Source organism: Flectobacillus rivi (assembly GCF_030056655.1).
GTDB classification, from domain to species: Bacteria; Bacteroidota; Bacteroidia; order Cytophagales; family Spirosomataceae; genus Flectobacillus; species Flectobacillus rivi.
This window is the reverse complement of record NZ_JASHIE010000022.1, coordinates 1-16,858: the sequence shown is the minus strand read 5'-3', so window position 1 is coordinate 16,858 and position 16,858 is coordinate 1. Positions and strand designations below refer to the sequence as shown.

12 protein-coding genes are annotated in these 16,858 nt (G+C 37.3%); 8 read left to right on the top strand and 4 right to left on the bottom strand.

Annotation, left to right across the window (positions count from 1 at the left end):
- Window positions 1-49: 49 nt before the first annotated feature.
- The 3 genes from QM481_RS23510 to QM481_RS23500 all read right to left on the bottom strand — a co-directional run bounded on the left by QM481_RS23510 (window position 50) and on the right by QM481_RS23500 (window position 3,432).
- The gene (locus QM481_RS23510) at window positions 50-1,264 is read right to left on the bottom strand and encodes an ATP-grasp domain-containing protein (protein ID WP_283329302.1); all 1,215 of its coding nucleotides are present in this window, start codon (window positions 1,262-1,264) and stop codon (window positions 50-52) included.
- A gap of 389 nt (window positions 1,265-1,653) precedes the next feature.
- On the bottom strand, window positions 1,654-3,114 hold the full coding sequence (locus tag QM481_RS23505) for a leucyl aminopeptidase family protein (protein ID WP_283383596.1): 1,461 nt from the start codon (window positions 3,112-3,114) through the stop codon (window positions 1,654-1,656).
- 96 nt (window positions 3,115-3,210) lie between these two features.
- A complete protein-coding gene (locus QM481_RS23500) occupies window positions 3,211-3,432 on the bottom strand; it encodes a DUF2795 domain-containing protein (protein ID WP_026997867.1) in 222 nt (73 codons plus the stop codon).
- A 799-nt stretch (window positions 3,433-4,231) separates the two neighbouring features.
- On the opposite strand from QM481_RS23500, the gene QM481_RS23495 reads away from it, so the two are divergent.
- The 4 genes from QM481_RS23495 (at window position 4,232) to QM481_RS23480 (ending at window position 10,454) form a co-directional block, all read left to right on the top strand.
- Window positions 4,232-4,969 carry a copper homeostasis protein CutC gene (locus tag QM481_RS23495; RefSeq protein ID WP_283383595.1) on the top strand — a complete coding sequence of 246 codons (738 nt, stop codon included), beginning with the start codon at window positions 4,232-4,234 and terminating at the stop codon, window positions 4,967-4,969.
- A 93-nt stretch (window positions 4,970-5,062) separates the two neighbouring features.
- Window positions 5,063-6,022 (top strand): glycosylasparaginase, encoded by a 960-nt coding sequence (locus QM481_RS23490; protein WP_283383594.1) that lies wholly within the window; start codon window positions 5,063-5,065, stop codon window positions 6,020-6,022.
- Between the two features lie 545 nt (window positions 6,023-6,567).
- On the top strand, window positions 6,568-8,391 hold the full coding sequence (locus QM481_RS23485) for a glycosyltransferase (RefSeq protein ID WP_166553539.1): 1,824 nt from the start codon (window positions 6,568-6,570) through the stop codon (window positions 8,389-8,391).
- A 521-nt stretch (window positions 8,392-8,912) separates the two neighbouring features.
- A complete protein-coding gene (locus QM481_RS23480; RefSeq protein ID WP_283383593.1) occupies window positions 8,913-10,454 on the top strand; it encodes a GH3 auxin-responsive promoter family protein in 1,542 nt (513 codons plus the stop codon).
- Between the two features lie 367 nt (window positions 10,455-10,821).
- Here the strand turns inward: QM481_RS23480 and QM481_RS23475 are convergent, their stop codons facing one another.
- Window positions 10,822-11,598: a porin family protein gene (locus QM481_RS23475; RefSeq protein ID WP_283383592.1), complete on the bottom strand. Its 777-nt coding sequence runs from the start codon at window positions 11,596-11,598 to the stop codon at window positions 10,822-10,824.
- A gap of 378 nt (window positions 11,599-11,976) precedes the next feature.
- On the opposite strand from QM481_RS23475, the gene gldB reads away from it, so the two are divergent.
- From gldB to QM481_RS23455, 4 genes are all read left to right on the top strand, one after another.
- Window positions 11,977-13,002, top strand: a complete 1,026-nt coding sequence (gene gldB, locus QM481_RS23470; RefSeq protein WP_283383591.1) for a gliding motility lipoprotein GldB — start codon at window positions 11,977-11,979, stop codon at window positions 13,000-13,002.
- 150 nt (window positions 13,003-13,152) lie between these two features.
- Window positions 13,153-15,042, top strand: a complete 1,890-nt coding sequence (locus QM481_RS23465) for an ABC transporter ATP-binding protein (RefSeq protein WP_283383590.1) — start codon at window positions 13,153-13,155, stop codon at window positions 15,040-15,042.
- A gap of 4 nt (window positions 15,043-15,046) precedes the next feature.
- Entirely contained in the window at window positions 15,047-15,481 is a 435-nt protein-coding gene (locus tag QM481_RS23460; RefSeq protein WP_095166376.1) for a Fur family transcriptional regulator, read from the top strand.
- A 139-nt stretch (window positions 15,482-15,620) separates the two neighbouring features.
- Window positions 15,621-16,700 carry an LptF/LptG family permease gene (locus QM481_RS23455; RefSeq protein WP_166553544.1) on the top strand — a complete coding sequence of 360 codons (1,080 nt, stop codon included), beginning with the start codon at window positions 15,621-15,623 and terminating at the stop codon, window positions 16,698-16,700.
- The last annotated feature ends 158 nt before the right edge of the window (window positions 16,701-16,858 follow it).

The following is a 16,858-nucleotide window of genomic DNA, read 5'->3' as shown; positions in this document are numbered from 1 at the left end:
CATTAAGCAATTTTAAGAATAGCTTAATGCCTACGGCATATTGCCTTTTTTAATTTGTTGGCTTATCGGGTACTGGGGCTGAAGCATGATAGCCCGAAAATACCACTTGGGCATATTTGTCTAAAAGTTCTTTTACACGCTCCTGCGATTCAGACTTTACAATTACGCCTACGTGAAACTCTTCGTCCATACGCCAACAAACTTCCGAATCATCAAAAATCATAGGATCGGTATATCGCTGACGAGTCAAGGAAATCAAGATACCAGCATACGTATTTTGCACTTCGGGTAAAGTATATTCCAGGTTACGAGCCATAGCTGTTTCGATATTTGCCCATTCGCGCCATAGGTTAATACCCGTAGCAGCCTCAACCATTTCGGCCAAATGTGCCCCTCCTACTCTTGAGGCTGTTTCTAAAAAGATAAACTTTCCTGTCTCGTGGTCACGAATAAACTCGGTATGGCTTGCACTAAATTTCATTCCGAAGGCTTTCAATACCTGTTCATTCATTTCTTTTAAAGCCAAATCTTCCTCCGAGCCAACTTCCACGGTCATAGAGCGAAACACTCCACCACCATGCGCTACTTCCATTGGAGTTGATAAATAGCGACTACAGCGTGTAAAAATCGGCTGACCACCCACCGTCAAGGAATCTACGTGGTAAACATCCCCAGGACGAAACTGCTCCACCAGATATTCAGGACGACGTTCGCCTAAGTAATGCACCACCTCCCACAGTTGTTCTGAGTTATGGACTTTACGAATACCTGTAGCCGAAGCCTCTGAGCGAGGTTTTACCACACAAGGAAACTGCACTTTTTGGGTAAACTCAAATACGTCATTATCATTAAACAAAGATGAAAACATTGGCACGTTGATTCCTGCCTCCTCTGCCTTCATACGCATCGCCAATTTATCTCTAAACAACCGTCCTGTGGTTTGTCCCATGCCAGGAATACGAAAATGCTCGCGGAGATGAGCTGCTTTTTCTACATCAAAATCATCGAGTGCGACAATACGATCTATTTTTCGGGAGCGCATCGCATAACCTAACCCAAGAATAATCTCTTGAATATCTATACTTCCATCGGGTTTCTCTTCTACGTAAAAAAACTCATCGACGGCTTCACGTGCCCACGGACGATGCTCTAGTTTTTTATTGGTCAACAAGAAAACCCTATTTCCTGCTTGCTTACAAGCACGCAAAAACTCATTGCCTTTGAAATAGGTTGAGATACATAAAAAGGTTAATTCTTTTGTCATAAAGTAAAGGGCTATATCTGTTTTGGTTAGAGTGTCTTAGAGGTACACTAAAAGAAGATACCAGAACTAAAAGGGCAGAAAGTCTCAATGCTATGCAACAACACGACTTTATTGATTAAAGCCTTTGATACCTTTCTTAAATATAGCAAAAAAGATGGGGATTGAAAGAAAAACAGAAAGGAAAATATTTAGGGAACAGGCATAAAGTGAGAAATAATCTTGTTACTAGACAAAACGAATAAAAGCGATTCAAGCGTTGCGACACCTTCAGATAAAGAGTGATGGGTTCAGTTTCAAAACTATTAAAAAAGCTAGTCCAAGACTTAGTCTTGAACTAGCCATTCAATCAAACACTCTTTGCCTTATGCCTCGTTGCCTGTTGTCTTCTTTTACAAAACTCCTTCAATAAAATCAATCAACAAACGAATACCATAGGCAGTGCCCGCTCGGCTTGGAACGAATTCTGTATCACCAAAGGCTGTACCTGCAATATCGAGGTGTGCCCAGTTATTATGATTTTCGGTAAATACTTCCAAAAATTTAGCCGCAGAGATAGCTCCTGCCATAGGTTTTCCCGAATAATTTTTCACATCGGCAATGTCAGAGGCTATATCTTCTTTATACAAATCCCACAAAGGCAGTCTCCACAAACGTTCTCCTGTACGTGAACCTGCGTTACTGAGACGAGTTGCCAATTGGTCATTGTTGGTAAATAAGCCTGCCGCATGATAGCCCAATGTCGAAATGCAACTTCCTGTCAAAGTAGCCAAATCGATTAGATAATCGGTTTTATAATTTTTGACCATATACCCCAATCCATCCGCCAAAATCACGCGTCCCTCAGCATCAGTGTCGATTATTTCGATGGTTTTTCCTAAATAAGAACCAATAACATCGCTTGGCTTAAAAGATTTGGCGTCTACAGCATTTTCACAAGTAGGCACAACCCCTATAATATGCACAGGAAGTTTGAGTTTGGCTGCTAATTCTACCGTACCTAACACTGCGGCAGCTCCTCCCATATCCGATTTCATAAGGTGCATATTCGTAGAGGATTTGATAGAAATACCTCCTGTATCAAAAGTTACCCCTTTACCTACCAACCCAATTGTTTTTTGTGGCAAAGGAAAACGATATTCGACCACAATCATAGCAGGGTCATGCTCGCTTCCTTGACCTACCGCTAATAACGCCTCAAAACCATCTTTCTCTAAGGCAGGTCGGTCGATGATATGAGCAGAATAACCAAATTTTTGTGCAGAAGCTACAGCCCAGTCACATAAGACCTGGGGCGTTTTCTTGTTGGCCGGAGCATTCATCAAATCAAAAATCTCCATCTGAGTTTCGGCTGTGGCAATGCCTTTATCAACTAAATTTTTGGCATTTTCACCGAATAATTCACCAGCGACTAGGTTAATCTGACCATTTTGACCAAATACCTCTGAAACAGTTTCACTTTCTGTTTTGTAGAGTTTGCTGTTGTATTGTCCCAACACAATACCATTGGCAACCCATTCGAGTTGTTCAAGGTTAAGGGACGAAACAACAACATTTATTTGGGTAGCTATTCTCGTTTTTTGATGGTGGAAGAAATAGCGTAAAGCCTTGATCACTTGCGCAGAATCAGCATTTTTTCCTAGTCCTAAGAAAAATACTTTTTGGGCTTGAGTGGTATAAAACGAAAACGTTTCCTTTAACTCTGCCTTAAATTCTTTTGCCAAAACCTCCGCATCAAAAGCTTCTTGATTGGCTATAACTTGTAATTGTGTCAATAAATCATCACTTTGATTTAGGACATATAAACGGCTTTGCGCCTGAGTATCGAAAGAAGAAGAAAGAATAAGAGACATAGTTTTGAAAGCTTACGGCAATCGGGTAGCAGTGTTGATTGCCAATGTATATCAACCAAAAATGCCACCTTGGGGGTGGCATTTTATGGGGATTAATTAATATTCGTCTTCATTAAAGAAGAAGTCGTCTTTTGTAGGATAATCTGGCCAGATTTCTTCGATACTCTCGTAAGGTTGACCATCATCTTCCAATTCTTGTAGGTTTTCGACTACTTCTAACGGCGAACCTGTACGGATCGCATAGTCAATTAATTCATCTTTTGTTGCTGGCCAAGGAGCATCTTCTAGGTATGATGCAAGTTCTAGTGTCCAATACATATTCTTTCTCTAAATTTGGTTACTGATTAAACGAAGGTAATAGAGCAAACAACTGACTATAAATTAATTATGTCTTTTATAAATGCTTATTTTACCCCTATTTTTTTGATTGATTTAATAGGACTGCAAAAGTACAAGTTTTTTGAAATTACCAACATTACTGGTTTGTAATTATTTAGATAATTCAAATAAATTTTCAAAATGATAAATATGGGGTTATTTGCCTACCTTTTTTCTCTATTTCTACAAAAAAAGCCCAAATACTATCTCTATTTTGATTTTCTCATGCGTAATTAACTAATTTTTCTATAAAAAAGTATATTCAAAACCCTGTTTTTTTCTGAAAAGTGCCTTTAATTTTTGGGTTTTTACGAAAAAGACACATAACTAATTGATTATGAATCTATAGATACCTATATCCTAACAAAATCTTCTCCCAACGATTTTACTTAAATAAGATTCTGGATATTGTCTTGAAGAATATTCTATCACAACTATATTTGCAGCATATTTTACACTACATTAATTCTTCACACTCTATGAAACATTTCAGTCTAAAAAAACTCCTTTACTACGCACTATTCTTATTATTCTCTCCTACGGCTCAAGCTACAGCATTATGTTTACCCTAGGTTACCGTATCTAAGCTATTCAAACATGAAACTTTGGTATTTTTTTACCGTTAAATAAAATCTTGTTAAGTACTTATTAAATTTTTTTATTAAATGATTCATCAAAAGTCACGTGAAATGATACCTTTACATATATTTTAAAAATCCCTTTTTTCTGGTAATATTTTATGAAAATTGAAATTTGCGCTTACTCGCTCGAATCATGTATCGCTGCCGAGCAAGGAGGCGCCAATCGTATCGAACTGTGTGCGTCGCCTTACGAAGGTGGCACAACTCCATCAGCAGGACTTATTCAACTAGCCAAACAACATACTTCTATCGAGGTGCATGTCATGATTCGTCCACGTGGTAGCGATTTTTGCTACTCAGCATTGGAAATTGAGCAAATGAAACAAGATATGCTCTCTGCCAAACAACTCGGAGCAGATGGTTTTGTTTTAGGTATTTTAGAAAAAAATGGTCGTGTCAACGTTGAACAGACAAAGGCATTCGTCGAAATAGCTCATCCTCTGCCAGTTACTTTTCACCGTGCCATCGACATGACTCCTGATTATCTTCAAGCACTCGAAGATATTATTGAAGCAGGTTGTAAACGTATCCTAACTTCAGGACAAAAAAATCTAGCAGAAGAAGGAGCTGACAATCTTAAAGCGTTAATTGAGCAAGCCAATGGACGTATTGAGGTGATGATTGGAAGTGGGGTAAATGTTCGTAATGCTTTGAAATTAGCAGAATTAAAACCTAATGCATTACATTTTACGGGCAAATCAACCAGAGATTCCGAAATGGAGTATAGAAAAGAAGATATTGTCATGGGCGGTCTTTCGGAAGTACCCGAATATGGTGTGATGTATTCAAATGTCGAAAAAATTCGTGCTGTGGTAGCACTATTCAAATCTGCTTAGCATTTTTGAATTCTATTTTTATAGATTGAGTAACAACTTATTTGAATAACTGAACATACCTCCACCGTACCCCAAACATCCAATTTTTCAGATATGAAACGTCGTACCTTTATTCAACAAACCTCTGCTCTGGCTGGTCTTTCTGCCTTAGCAGCTCATCAAACACAAGCTCAAAATTCAGCTCCTGCTGAGTTTCCGATTATTATTTCTACTTGGAACAACGTCAAAGCTAATGAAGCAGCTTGGGCGATGGTTCAAAAAACAGGTCGTGCACTCGATGCTGTAGAGGCTGGCGCATGGGTTCCTGAAGCAGACCCCAATGAAATTACGGTAGGTTATGGCGGTTTGCCCGACCGTGATGGTCATGTTACCTTGGATGCTTGCATCATGGACGAAAAGGGTAACGCTGGCTCGGTAACTTTTCTTGAGGGCATTATGCACCCTATTTCGGTAGCACGTGCTGTGATGGAAAAAACTCCACACGTAATGTTATCGGGTGAAGGAGCCTTGCAATTTGCTCTTTCGCAAGGTTTCAAAAAGCAAAACTTACTAACCGAAAGTTCTAAAAAGGCTTGGTTGAAATGGAAAAAGGAATCTAAATACGAGCCAAAAATTAATATCGAACGCCACGATACCATTGGACTTTTGGCATTAGGCAAAAAAGGTGAAGTATCTGGAGCTTGTACCACTAGCGGTATGGCTTACAAAATGCACGGTCGAGTGGGTGACTCTCCAGTAATTGGTGCCGCAGTATTTTGCGATGATGAAGTAGGTGGTGCTTGTGCCACAGGCTTAGGAGAGTTTGTATTGAAAACCCTAGGTTCATTCCTTATTGTAGAGTTAATGCGCAATGGACATACACCACAACAAGCTTGTGAAGCTGCGATTATGCGTATTGTTAAAAGATATAACTACAAAGAATTCCAGATTGGTTATTTGGCTGTTAATAAAAAAGGCGAATATGGTGCATATTCAATTCAAAAAGGTTTTAGCTATACGCTTACCAAAGAAGGTGTCACCAAAGTTTACGATTCAGATTATTACATGAAGTAAAAAGAATAACACAGCGTTTAAAGACATAAAATAGCGTTGACGATATTTTATTAATTCTATTCTTTAATTCCTGTAGATGCAACAAATCCCTTCAAGCTTTCATTTGTAGTTTGAAGGGATTTTTTATGAGCCAAAAAATAATAACTTATTATTCGGGAAAAGATTTTCCGCCTACGACTTAAAGAACTATTCAAAGAAATAATTGTACATACCTTATTCTATACAACTAAATAGGCGTACTTATAAAATGGTAAAAATAGTATATATTAAAGTCATTATATTTACCTCAAGACATATATCAAACATAACAATCTGACTATTAATTAATTACAACAAAAGCACTTCGGTAAGGCTTTTGTATTTAGCGGATTTGAGGGCTTTTATCTATATTTTTTGATAATTAGATTTTATTAAGAAATGCCTCAAATTGCCCATTTTGAGCCAAAATAGAAATATGGCATTAAGTTTCCTATTCATTGAATATACTTATATATTAGCAACCTAATAGCTTGGTACAAGCAGCCAAACCTTATAACTAAGAGCCGATGGAAATACAAAATCCTTTACAATCTGCTACCCAAAAACAAAAGATATTAATAGAAATTGCCTGGGAAACCTGCAACCAAGTAGGTGGTATTTATACTGTAATTCGTACAAAGGTCCCTTCAATGGTGGAGAAATGGGGCGATGACTATTTCTTACTAGGTCCATATTTCCCACAAACAGCTTCTGCCGAGTTTGAACCTATTCATGATTTGGATGACTCTGTTTTAGGCAAAACGGTTCAGAAAATGCGCTCGATGGGCTATGCTGTGCATTATGGTTACTGGCTCGTAACTGGAAAACCACGCATTGTCCTATTTGATTTTTGGTCAATCTACAACAATATCAATGCTCTCAAAGCTGGACTATGGGAGCGTCATCAGGTTTCGACCTTAAATACTGAGGAGTTAGTAAGTCATGTGATTGCTTTTGGTGAAATGGTTCGTGTATTTTTGACCGAATTAGCCAAAGAACAACAAAATAAGATTGACATTGTAGCGCATTTCCACGAATGGATGGCAGCTTCGGCTATCCCTGATTTGCGCAAAGACCAAATTAAAGTAGCAACAGTTTTCACTACTCATGCTACCATGTTGGGTCGTTATCTGGCTGGAAACGTACCAAATTTTTACGATAAAATAGATACTTTCGACTGGCTCAAAGAAGCTCGTCATTATGGTATTGAAGCTCAAGCCACGTTAGAACGTTTGGCAGCATTACAGGCACATGTTACCACCACGGTGAGTGATGTCACTGCCAAAGAATGTGAGTTTTTATTAGGAAAAGTCCCTGACTTGATTTTACCTAATGGTCTGAATATCACAAGATTCTCGGCTATGCACGAGCATCAAAATTTACATACCAAATACAAAGACCGTATCAATGAGTTTGTAATGGGGCACTTCTTCCAAAGTCAACCATTCAATCTTGAGAAAACTTTATACTTCTTTACCTCAGGGCGTTATGAGTATAGCAACAAAGGTTATGATTTGACCCTTGAAGCGTTGGCTCGCTTAAACTGGAAAATGAAGCAAGCTAAGATTGATAAGACGGTCGTAATGTTCTTTATTACAAAACAACCTTATCACTCTATCGACCCAGAAGTATTGCATTCACGTGCGGTAATGGATGAAATTCGTGAAACTTGTAATTCTATCGAAAAACAAGTGGGCGAGCAGCTTTTCAAAGCATCTGCATCGTCGAGCGATTTACAAATGCCAGACTTGAATAATTTTGTGGATGAATATTGGCGTTTGCGTTTGAGAAGAACGATTCAGACTTGGAAAAACAACAAACGTCCAAAAGTCGTAACGCACTTGCTTAAACAAAATGACGGTATTACAGATTTTGTTCAAAAATCTAACTTGATGAACAATCCTGAGGATAAGGTAAAAATTGTTTATCACCCAGACTTTATTGTTTCGACTAATCCACTATTTGGTCTTGATTACGGACAATTTGTACGTGGTTGTAATCTTGGAGTTTTCCCAAGTTATTATGAACCTTGGGGCTACACGCCGCTCGAATGTATAGCTCGTGGCGTACCAACTATTACTTCTGACTTGTCAGGTTTTGGAGATTATATGATGCAAATCATGCGTGATTACGAACATTGGGGCGTTATGGTAGTAAATCGTAAAACGCAAGACTTCTATAAAGCGGCAGAACAGTTGTCGGAAATGTTATTGAAGTTTGTCAAACAAAGTTTACGTGAACGCATCACCCAGCGTAACCGTGTCGAAAGCATTTCGGATACTTTCGACTGGTCGAATCTAAGAACGTATTATGATACGTCTCATGATTTGGCATTGAAAAGAAGAAAATAAAACGATTCTTATGTCAAAATAAAAGAATAAGATTTAAGTTACTAGGCAAAAGGCATCAGGCAAATAGTTTTTAAATAACCACAGCCTTATTTCGTTATAAGCTAAAAAATAAAGGTGTGTTTATACAATTATGAAAACCTGTTGCCTAGAGCCTAAAGCGCATCACTTAAATCTTATTTTTGCACTAATACTTAAGTAATCGTGCAGAATAAGATTTAATAAATTTTAAATGTAAGATATTGATAATTAAAGTTTTATATTCACAATTTACAACTCATAATTCAGCACTCATACTTATCTTGCTTGTCTTTTGTGCATTATCCTTATTCAACCTCTAACTCTGACATTTACCGCCTCATTCAGTCTTCAAACAACATTTTGCACACTTCTTTTGAATTGTTTTCTGAATAAAAAATAAATCTGCATTTGTGCAGAAATACCTACGAGTTAGTTTTCTGATATTGACACAATCAATTTATTCTGTTAAGTTTGTTTAGAACACTTATAAGATTTGTTAGCGAATGGATTTTCTAAATGAAACGCTAGTTTGGCTCATGAAAAAGCGTCTTCCTCGTATTCAGGCTTTTATGGATAGGCCTATGGATACGCAAGAGACGATGTTTTGGCAATTAATCCAAACTGCTAAGAATACAGAGTGGGGTAAAAAATACGATTTTCGTAGTATTTCTTCTATTCGGGACTTTCAGCAACGTGTTCCTATTTCTTCTTATGAAGATTTGTTTCCTTTTATTGAACGAATCATGAAAGGAGAACAGAATATTCTTTGGCCTTCGAATATCCAACATTTTGCCAAATCTTCTGGAACTACCAATGCCCGTAGTAAGTTTATTCCTGTGTCAAAAGAATGTCTCGATGATTGCCATTTTATGGGTGGCAAAGACATGATGACGCTTTTGGTAGAAAACAAACCAGATACCGAAGTCTTTAGTGGCAAAGGTTTATCAATTGGTGGAAGTTTATCGTCCAATCAATTGAATTCACGTAGTGTCATGGGCGATGTATCGGCGGTAGTGATGAAAAACTTGCCTATCTGGGCTCAGATTATTCGTACGCCTTCCTTGGATGTAGCTTTGATGGATGTTTGGGAGGAGAAAATCCAAAAAATGGCGGAAGTTACCTCTCAAGAAAATGTCACAAGTATATTGGGAGTTCCTACATGGACATTGGTGTTAATTGACAAAATTTTAGAAATTACAGGTAAAGACAATATTCTTGAAGTGTGGCCCAACTTTGAATTTTTCATTCATGGAGCAGTAGCATTTCATCCTTATCGGGATATGTTCCGAAATAAAGTTTTTCCTTCTGAAAGTGTTAATTATCTAGAGATTTATAATGCTTCTGAAGGATTCTTTGGTGTACAAGATGATATTTCACGCAAAGACGAAATGATGTTGATGCTTGATTATGGTATCTTTTATGAATTTATTCCCATGGAAGAAATCGAAAAAGAATACCCCAAAGCAGTTTCATTAGATGAAGTAGAAATAGGAAAAAATTACGCTATTATCATTTCTACGAATGCAGGATTATGGCGCTATAAAATCGGCGATACGATTCGATTTACGACTAAATATCCTTATCGTTTCAAAATTTCAGGGCGTACCAAGCAATTTATCAATGCCTTTGGCGAAGAAATCATTGTTGAAAACTCAGATATAGCTATCACCAAAGCGTGTGAAGCTACAGGGGCGATTATCAATGATTATACTGCGGGACCAGTGTATATGGATGGTGGTAAAAGTGGTTGCCACGAATGGATTATTGAGTTTGACCAAGAACCTGATAACCAAGTGGTATTCAATCAGGTTTTAGACCAGACACTACGTTCTATCAATTCAGATTATGATGCCAAGCGCTATAAAGATATGGTACTAACTCCTCCCAAAATTAACGTGGTGCAGAAAGATACTTTTTATTCATGGATGCGTAGTAAAGGTAAATTGGGTGGACAACACAAAGTGCCACGATTGTGCAACTCACGAGAATATTTAGATAGCGTTTTAGCAGTAGTTAATCAGAATAATACGGCTAATGTTAATTAGGGAATAGTGTAATTGTGAGAGAAGAGTATGTTTGAAAATTTTATTTGGCATTTGTAGAAGAAACAATATTTCCTTTCGCCACTCCTTACTTTTCTTGTCTTGACACAAGAAAAGTAACCGCGCGGCGGCCGCAAAAGAAAGTCAAGAAATCCTAAACTCGCCTGCGGCTCAAACAACAGGATTTCAGAAAAGTAAATACGTATCGTTTCAATGACTTATGAAATTTAAACATACTCTAAAGCATTCCATCTATACTAGAAAATGTAGATTAAAAATAATCACTCATCCGCTCAATCACTAAATCACTCAATTACGGATGACTCATGTTTTATTATATCTGATTTTCTAAAAGTAGCTTATGGATCTCCTAAAACTTCAATCCAAAATCAATCACTAATTGGTTGGTTTTGGTAATCATATCTGCAAATGAACTTCCTCTGTTGATTTCTGAAAGTCCTCTTTGATATTGTAATCCAAAGAAAAAGGCATCTGTTCCAGTACCTAATTTTTTCTCAAATCCAACTCCTAATAGCAAATTGGCTTCTCCAAAACCAAAAATTCCTGAATTAGGAGATACTCTGTCACGGTATTGCACTAAAGCATTTTTGGCATAATTGACAGGCTTTTCGGCAATATTAATGTCCAAGGTTCCTCCAAACTGGATATAAAAAGGCATTCCTGGGGTTACTTGGTCACTAAAGATTTTAAGCGAAACAGGTATTTGTAGATATTGAAGATTAAACTCTGCGGCATTGGCTTTAATTTCATCTTTGGTCAAAGGCTTTTGGACAAAGACATCTGTATCATAAAAGCTATTGTAAATATTATATGAGACACCTTTTACTGTGTACCACAAACCAGTACTAAAAGCATATTTCTGAGCAAAATAAAAATCGGCTACTGGTCCTACGGTCATATTTATTTTGGCTGCACCATCTGACATTCCTTTAAAGTTTTTGACGCCTTCGAAAGAAACAAAAGTAATAGCTGGCGAAAATTTAAAGCCGATTGACATGTTATTGAATCGCCCGCCCCAATATTCACGAGAGGCCGACGACAAACTCGATGACCATAATTGATTCTGGGCTAGCACATTTGTAACAGTAGCCAGAATAAAAAGGGTTATTAATACGTTTTTCTTCATAATTTTGCAGGTACTTACCTGATATATTTTGATTGACTAAGTAAGTTTTTAAGGAGTGTTGTATGATTATACTTTTGATTTTCAAACTATAAAACAGACAATCATTCAATTTATTTTGTCGATAGTGTTGGTTTGAACATTTCAATATCTCGTTTTAACAAATAAGTAAAAAAGTTATTAGCTAATAGTATATCCGTTATTGGATTACACTCATCATCAGAAGGATACTATTGAAGTGTACCACAGATATATGATTAATTTAATCTTTCCTATTACTTAAAAAGCTCAAAAGTAACTTAAAATATCCCTGCGATATTTTGTTTCGATAAATCAACTCATTCATTTGAACCCTGATTGCTTTCAACAGCTACCACAAGCATGAAAATTTTTGCAAAAATAGGACTTCTCTTTTTAGTTTCAGTATGCCTTTGGGCTTGTAACAACAATACAGATGGCGAACCCGATGTAAGTAATGTTAAAGTCGACGTTAAGATTCAGCATTTAGACAAAGAACTTTTTGCCTGTAAAACAGAAGAAGACGTTTTGGTTTTCTTGAAAAAATACGAAGACTTTGCTAGTCAATATTTCAACACAACGCCTGCTTCTTTTCCTGCGTTGGCAAACAAACTATTTCCACAAATTAGTAATCCAGCTTTACAAGAATTTTACCAACAGTCTCAAGAAAAGGAGTTTTTTGGCAATCAAAATCTTGAAAACGACTTCAAAGAAGCCTTTCAGCATATCAAGTACTATTATCCAGACTTTAAAGAACCTAAAATTTATACTATTTTTACAGGCTTTTTCGGTCAAGGAACAATCCTTAATCCAGAGCTGCGCGTAAATGATTCGACAATTGTTGTTGGCATAGATTATTTTATGGGTGAAAAAGGCAAATATCTACCTGATGTATATGATTATCAAATCAAAAAGATGTCACCATCAGTCATAGCGCCACAAGCTGTACTACAACTTTCGAGCCGATATAACGCTACCAATACACAAGATAGAACACTCCTAGCCGAAATGGTTTGGTATGGGAAAAGTTATGTTTTTGGAAAAGTAATGATGCCCTCTAAAGCAGATAGCGTATTTTTGGGTTATTCTGACGAACAGCAGAATGCGACCTATGCTAATCAAGAAGTAGTATGGGCCTATTTTATTGATAACAAACTTTTGTATTCGACTCAAGACCCCGTTAAAGGAAAGTATATTGGCGAACGTCCTTCAACACCCGAAATTGGTCCTGCCTGCCCTGGCGGTATTGGTAGATGGGTAGGCTTCAGAATAGTTTCGAAATACTATTATGATGACGAAAAACTCACTATTCAGGATTTGATGAAAGAGCCTGATGCACAGCGTATTTTTGAGGCATCTAAGTACAAAGGACTACCTGACGAAGAATAATATCAAGGAGTCAACCATTTGGCTCGATTTTATGTTATAATTTCGAGATTGATTAAAGAAATTTAAGACTATTAAACTAATAGTCAAACCAACTAATAATTCATTTAATATCAACTGTTTTCAACCAATTGAAGACAGTGTTATTCAAATATGGCAAAGCGAAGCGATAGATTTGGAGACAGTGCTTCTCCACAGGATAAAAAGAAAATTACCAAAGAAGGATTAAGTAAAGCGTTATCGATTTTTAGATTTACAGCACCTTACAAAGGAACATTTGCGATCGGATTTATCTTTTTAATTTTATCACAAATCACCTCCATGAGTGTGCCTTTGTTGATGGGACAAATGGTGGCTTCAATCCTTTCGCCCAATGACGCTCAACAAATGCAGGCGATGTCGAGTAACCCTATGATGCAGCAAATGCAAAGTAGCTCGGTCATGAACTTGCCAAAGCTAACACTCGACCAAATGACACTGTTGTTTTTAGCAATTTTGGCAGCACAAGCGTTGTTTTCATTTTTTAGAGTTTACACTTTTTCGAGAGTAACAGAGCGCTCGATTCGAGATATTCGTAAGGAGCTTTATGGCAAAATGATTTCTTTGCCTGTAACGTTCTTCGAAAAAAACCGTGTAGGCGAACTAATGAGCCGTATTACTTCGGATGTAACTCAATTACAGGATATTCTTTCGGTTACATTAGCTGAGTTTTTCCGCCAAATCTTTACGTTGATTGGAGGTATTTGTTTGATTATTTATTTCTCAGGAAAACTTACGTTATTCATGCTTTCTACCTTCCCGATTTTGGTAGTAGCAGCATTCTTTTTTGGAAAGTTTATTCGTAAAAACTCTAAAAAAGTACAAGATGAATTAGCACAAACCAATGTAATCGTAGAAGAAACCCTTCAATCTGTCAATGTCGTAAAAGCATTTACCAACGAAGCTTTTGAAGTAAATCGTTATACAACTTCACTCGAAAAAGTATTAAACTGGGCACTTCGCACTGCCACTTTTAGAGGTAGCTTTATTTCATTTATCATTTTTGTTTTGTTTGGAGCTATTGTAGGAGTCGTTTGGTATGGTGGTCATTTGGTACAAAATCATGAATTGACATTCGATAAATTATTGACATTTATTATCTATACTGGCTTTATTGGTGGTTCTGTAGGTGGTTTAGGTGATATTTATGCCCAAATCCAAAGAACAATTGGCGCTTCAGAGCGTATCCTTGAAATCTTGGACGAAGAAGGGGAAGTATCTACCAGCGAGCCAGTAACACCTGTACATGTAAAAGGTGAAATTGTGTATGATAATGTTGCTTTTGCATACCCATCTCGCCCAGATGTGCAAGTATTGAAAAATATTTCACTGAAGGTAGAAGCTGGTAAAAAAATTGCTTTAGTTGGCTATTCAGGTGGTGGGAAATCGACAATTGTAGGTTTATTACTTCGCTACTATCGATTGAATAGTGGTAAGATTTTGGTAGATGGTCAAGATGTTCAATCATATAACCTAACGGCTTTACGTCAAAATATTGCTGTTGTGCCACAAGAAGTGATGTTGTTTGGAGGTACCATTCGTGAAAACATTGCTTATGGTAAACCTAATGCTACCGAAGCCGAAATTACGGAGGCAGCTCGCAAAGCCAATGCTTTAGATTTTATTGAGTCTTTCCCTGAAAAATTTGATACTATCGTTGGCGAAAGAGGTGTAAAATTATCGGGTGGACAACGTCAGCGTATTGCTATTGCAAGAGCTATTTTGAAAGATCCTGCAATTTTGGTACTTGACGAAGCAACTAGTGCGTTGGATTCTGAATCAGAAAAATTGGTACAGGATGCGCTTGATAAGCTAATGCAAAATCGTACAACGATTATCATTGCACACCGTTTGGCAACTATCAGAAATGTTGATACGATTTATGTATTGAGAGACGGAGAGATAGCCGAATCAGGAAGTCATGAGGCATTGCTTTCGCAAGAAGAAGGTATTTATGCCAACCTTGTGAAACTACAATATGAGTCTAGTATTTTAAGCGAGTAAACGTATGAATGCGAGCGCAATTAAAAGTACCTTGAAGGCCTATAGCCTTCGCCAAACAGAATGTCGCGAAGAGATTCTAGATATATTCTTAACAAAAGCCTACGCATTGGCTCATGCTGATGTGGAAACTCAAATGTCTGAAAAGTTTGATCGTGTAACGGTTTATCGTACACTCAAAACATTTCTAGACAAAGGACTAATCCATAAAGTACTCGACGATGAGGGGGGGATCAAATATGCCCTTTGTAAAGACAATTGTCATGCCGACGACCACAAGCATCATCATGATCATGTGCATTTTAAATGCACTAAGTGTGGGCTTACCACTTGTCTCGACCACGTAACTATTCCGCAAGTTGCCTTGCCCGAAGGTTATCAACGTGTCGAAACCAATTTATTGGTACAAGGCGTTTGTAAAACTTGTAATCAGATACTTTAGGTTTTTTTAAATATATTTAACACAACCTAACACTAGGCATATCTCAAACCTCTCTGAAAATGAGAGGTTTTTTATTTAGCTTTGTAAAAAAATCCATAGCTCGTTCGTTCTTCGACTATATACCAACCTTTGCTTAGGCATGAAGATTTTAGATTTATATATATTAAAAAAATTCCTCAAGACATACGTTTTTGCTGTTTTGATTATTGTTGCTATTATTTTGGTGATTGACTACACCGAAAAGGTTGACAACTTTATCAAAAAACAAGCGCCTACTTCAGAAATTCTTTTTAGCTATTACCTCAACTTTGTACCGTATTGGGCCAATTATATTAGTCCCTTAATGGTATTTATTTCGACGGTATTTTTTACGGCAAACTTAGCAGCTCGAACCGAACTTATTGCAATTTTGAGTACTGGGGTGAGTTTTCTGAGATTAATGCGACCATATTTGATGGGTTCGGCACTGGTTGCGGTTATTACCTTTTTCATGGTAGCTTGGATTATTCCGATTGCGAACAAAACTCGTATCAAATTTGAACGAAAATATGTCATTGATACCTACTATTTCAGTGGAAGAGATGTCCATATCAAAGTTGCACCAGATACGTACGCCTATATGGAAACGTACGACAACAACTCGAATACAGGCTATAGATTTACCCTAGAAAAAATTCAGAATAATCAGCTTATGAGTAAGTTGATGGCAGAAAGAATTACTTGGGATACCACTCGTCACAAATGGACAATCCATGATTATCGTATTCGTGCCTTTGAGGGAGAAGGTAAAGAAAAGTTGACCTATGGCACCAAAATCGACTCCACGATTAATCTTTCACCAAAAGATTTTGATAGTAATTATCAACTTCATGAAACCTTTACGCTGCCAGAGTTAAATGCGCATATTGCCAAGTTAAAATCTCGTGGTGCCGACGGTGTTGAGGTTTTTGTAGTAGAAAAATATGTGCGATTTGCCAACCCTTTTGCGATTATCATCCTAACGATGATTGGTTTGATTGTATCGGCACGAAAATCGCGTGGGGGCGTTGGATTTCAGATTGCTTTGGGCTTTATGCTAGCCTTTGTTTATATCATGTTTTTTATGATGAGTAAAGGCATGGCTGAGTCAGGAACGATGCCTCCTCTCCTAGCAGTATGGTTACCTAATATTATTTTTAGCGGTATTGGAGTGTTACTGTACTATACAATTCCACGATAATAAAGGTAAATAATGAGTTGCGAATTGCGAGTTAAGACATGTCCTTGCCTAAAATAGGTTGCCCTCAAAAATCAACTAATGATGGCAACTTCAAAATCTAAAACTGGAAAAAGTACAAAATACGAGATTCGTCAAAGTCGTATTTTTAGTGAGTCGTT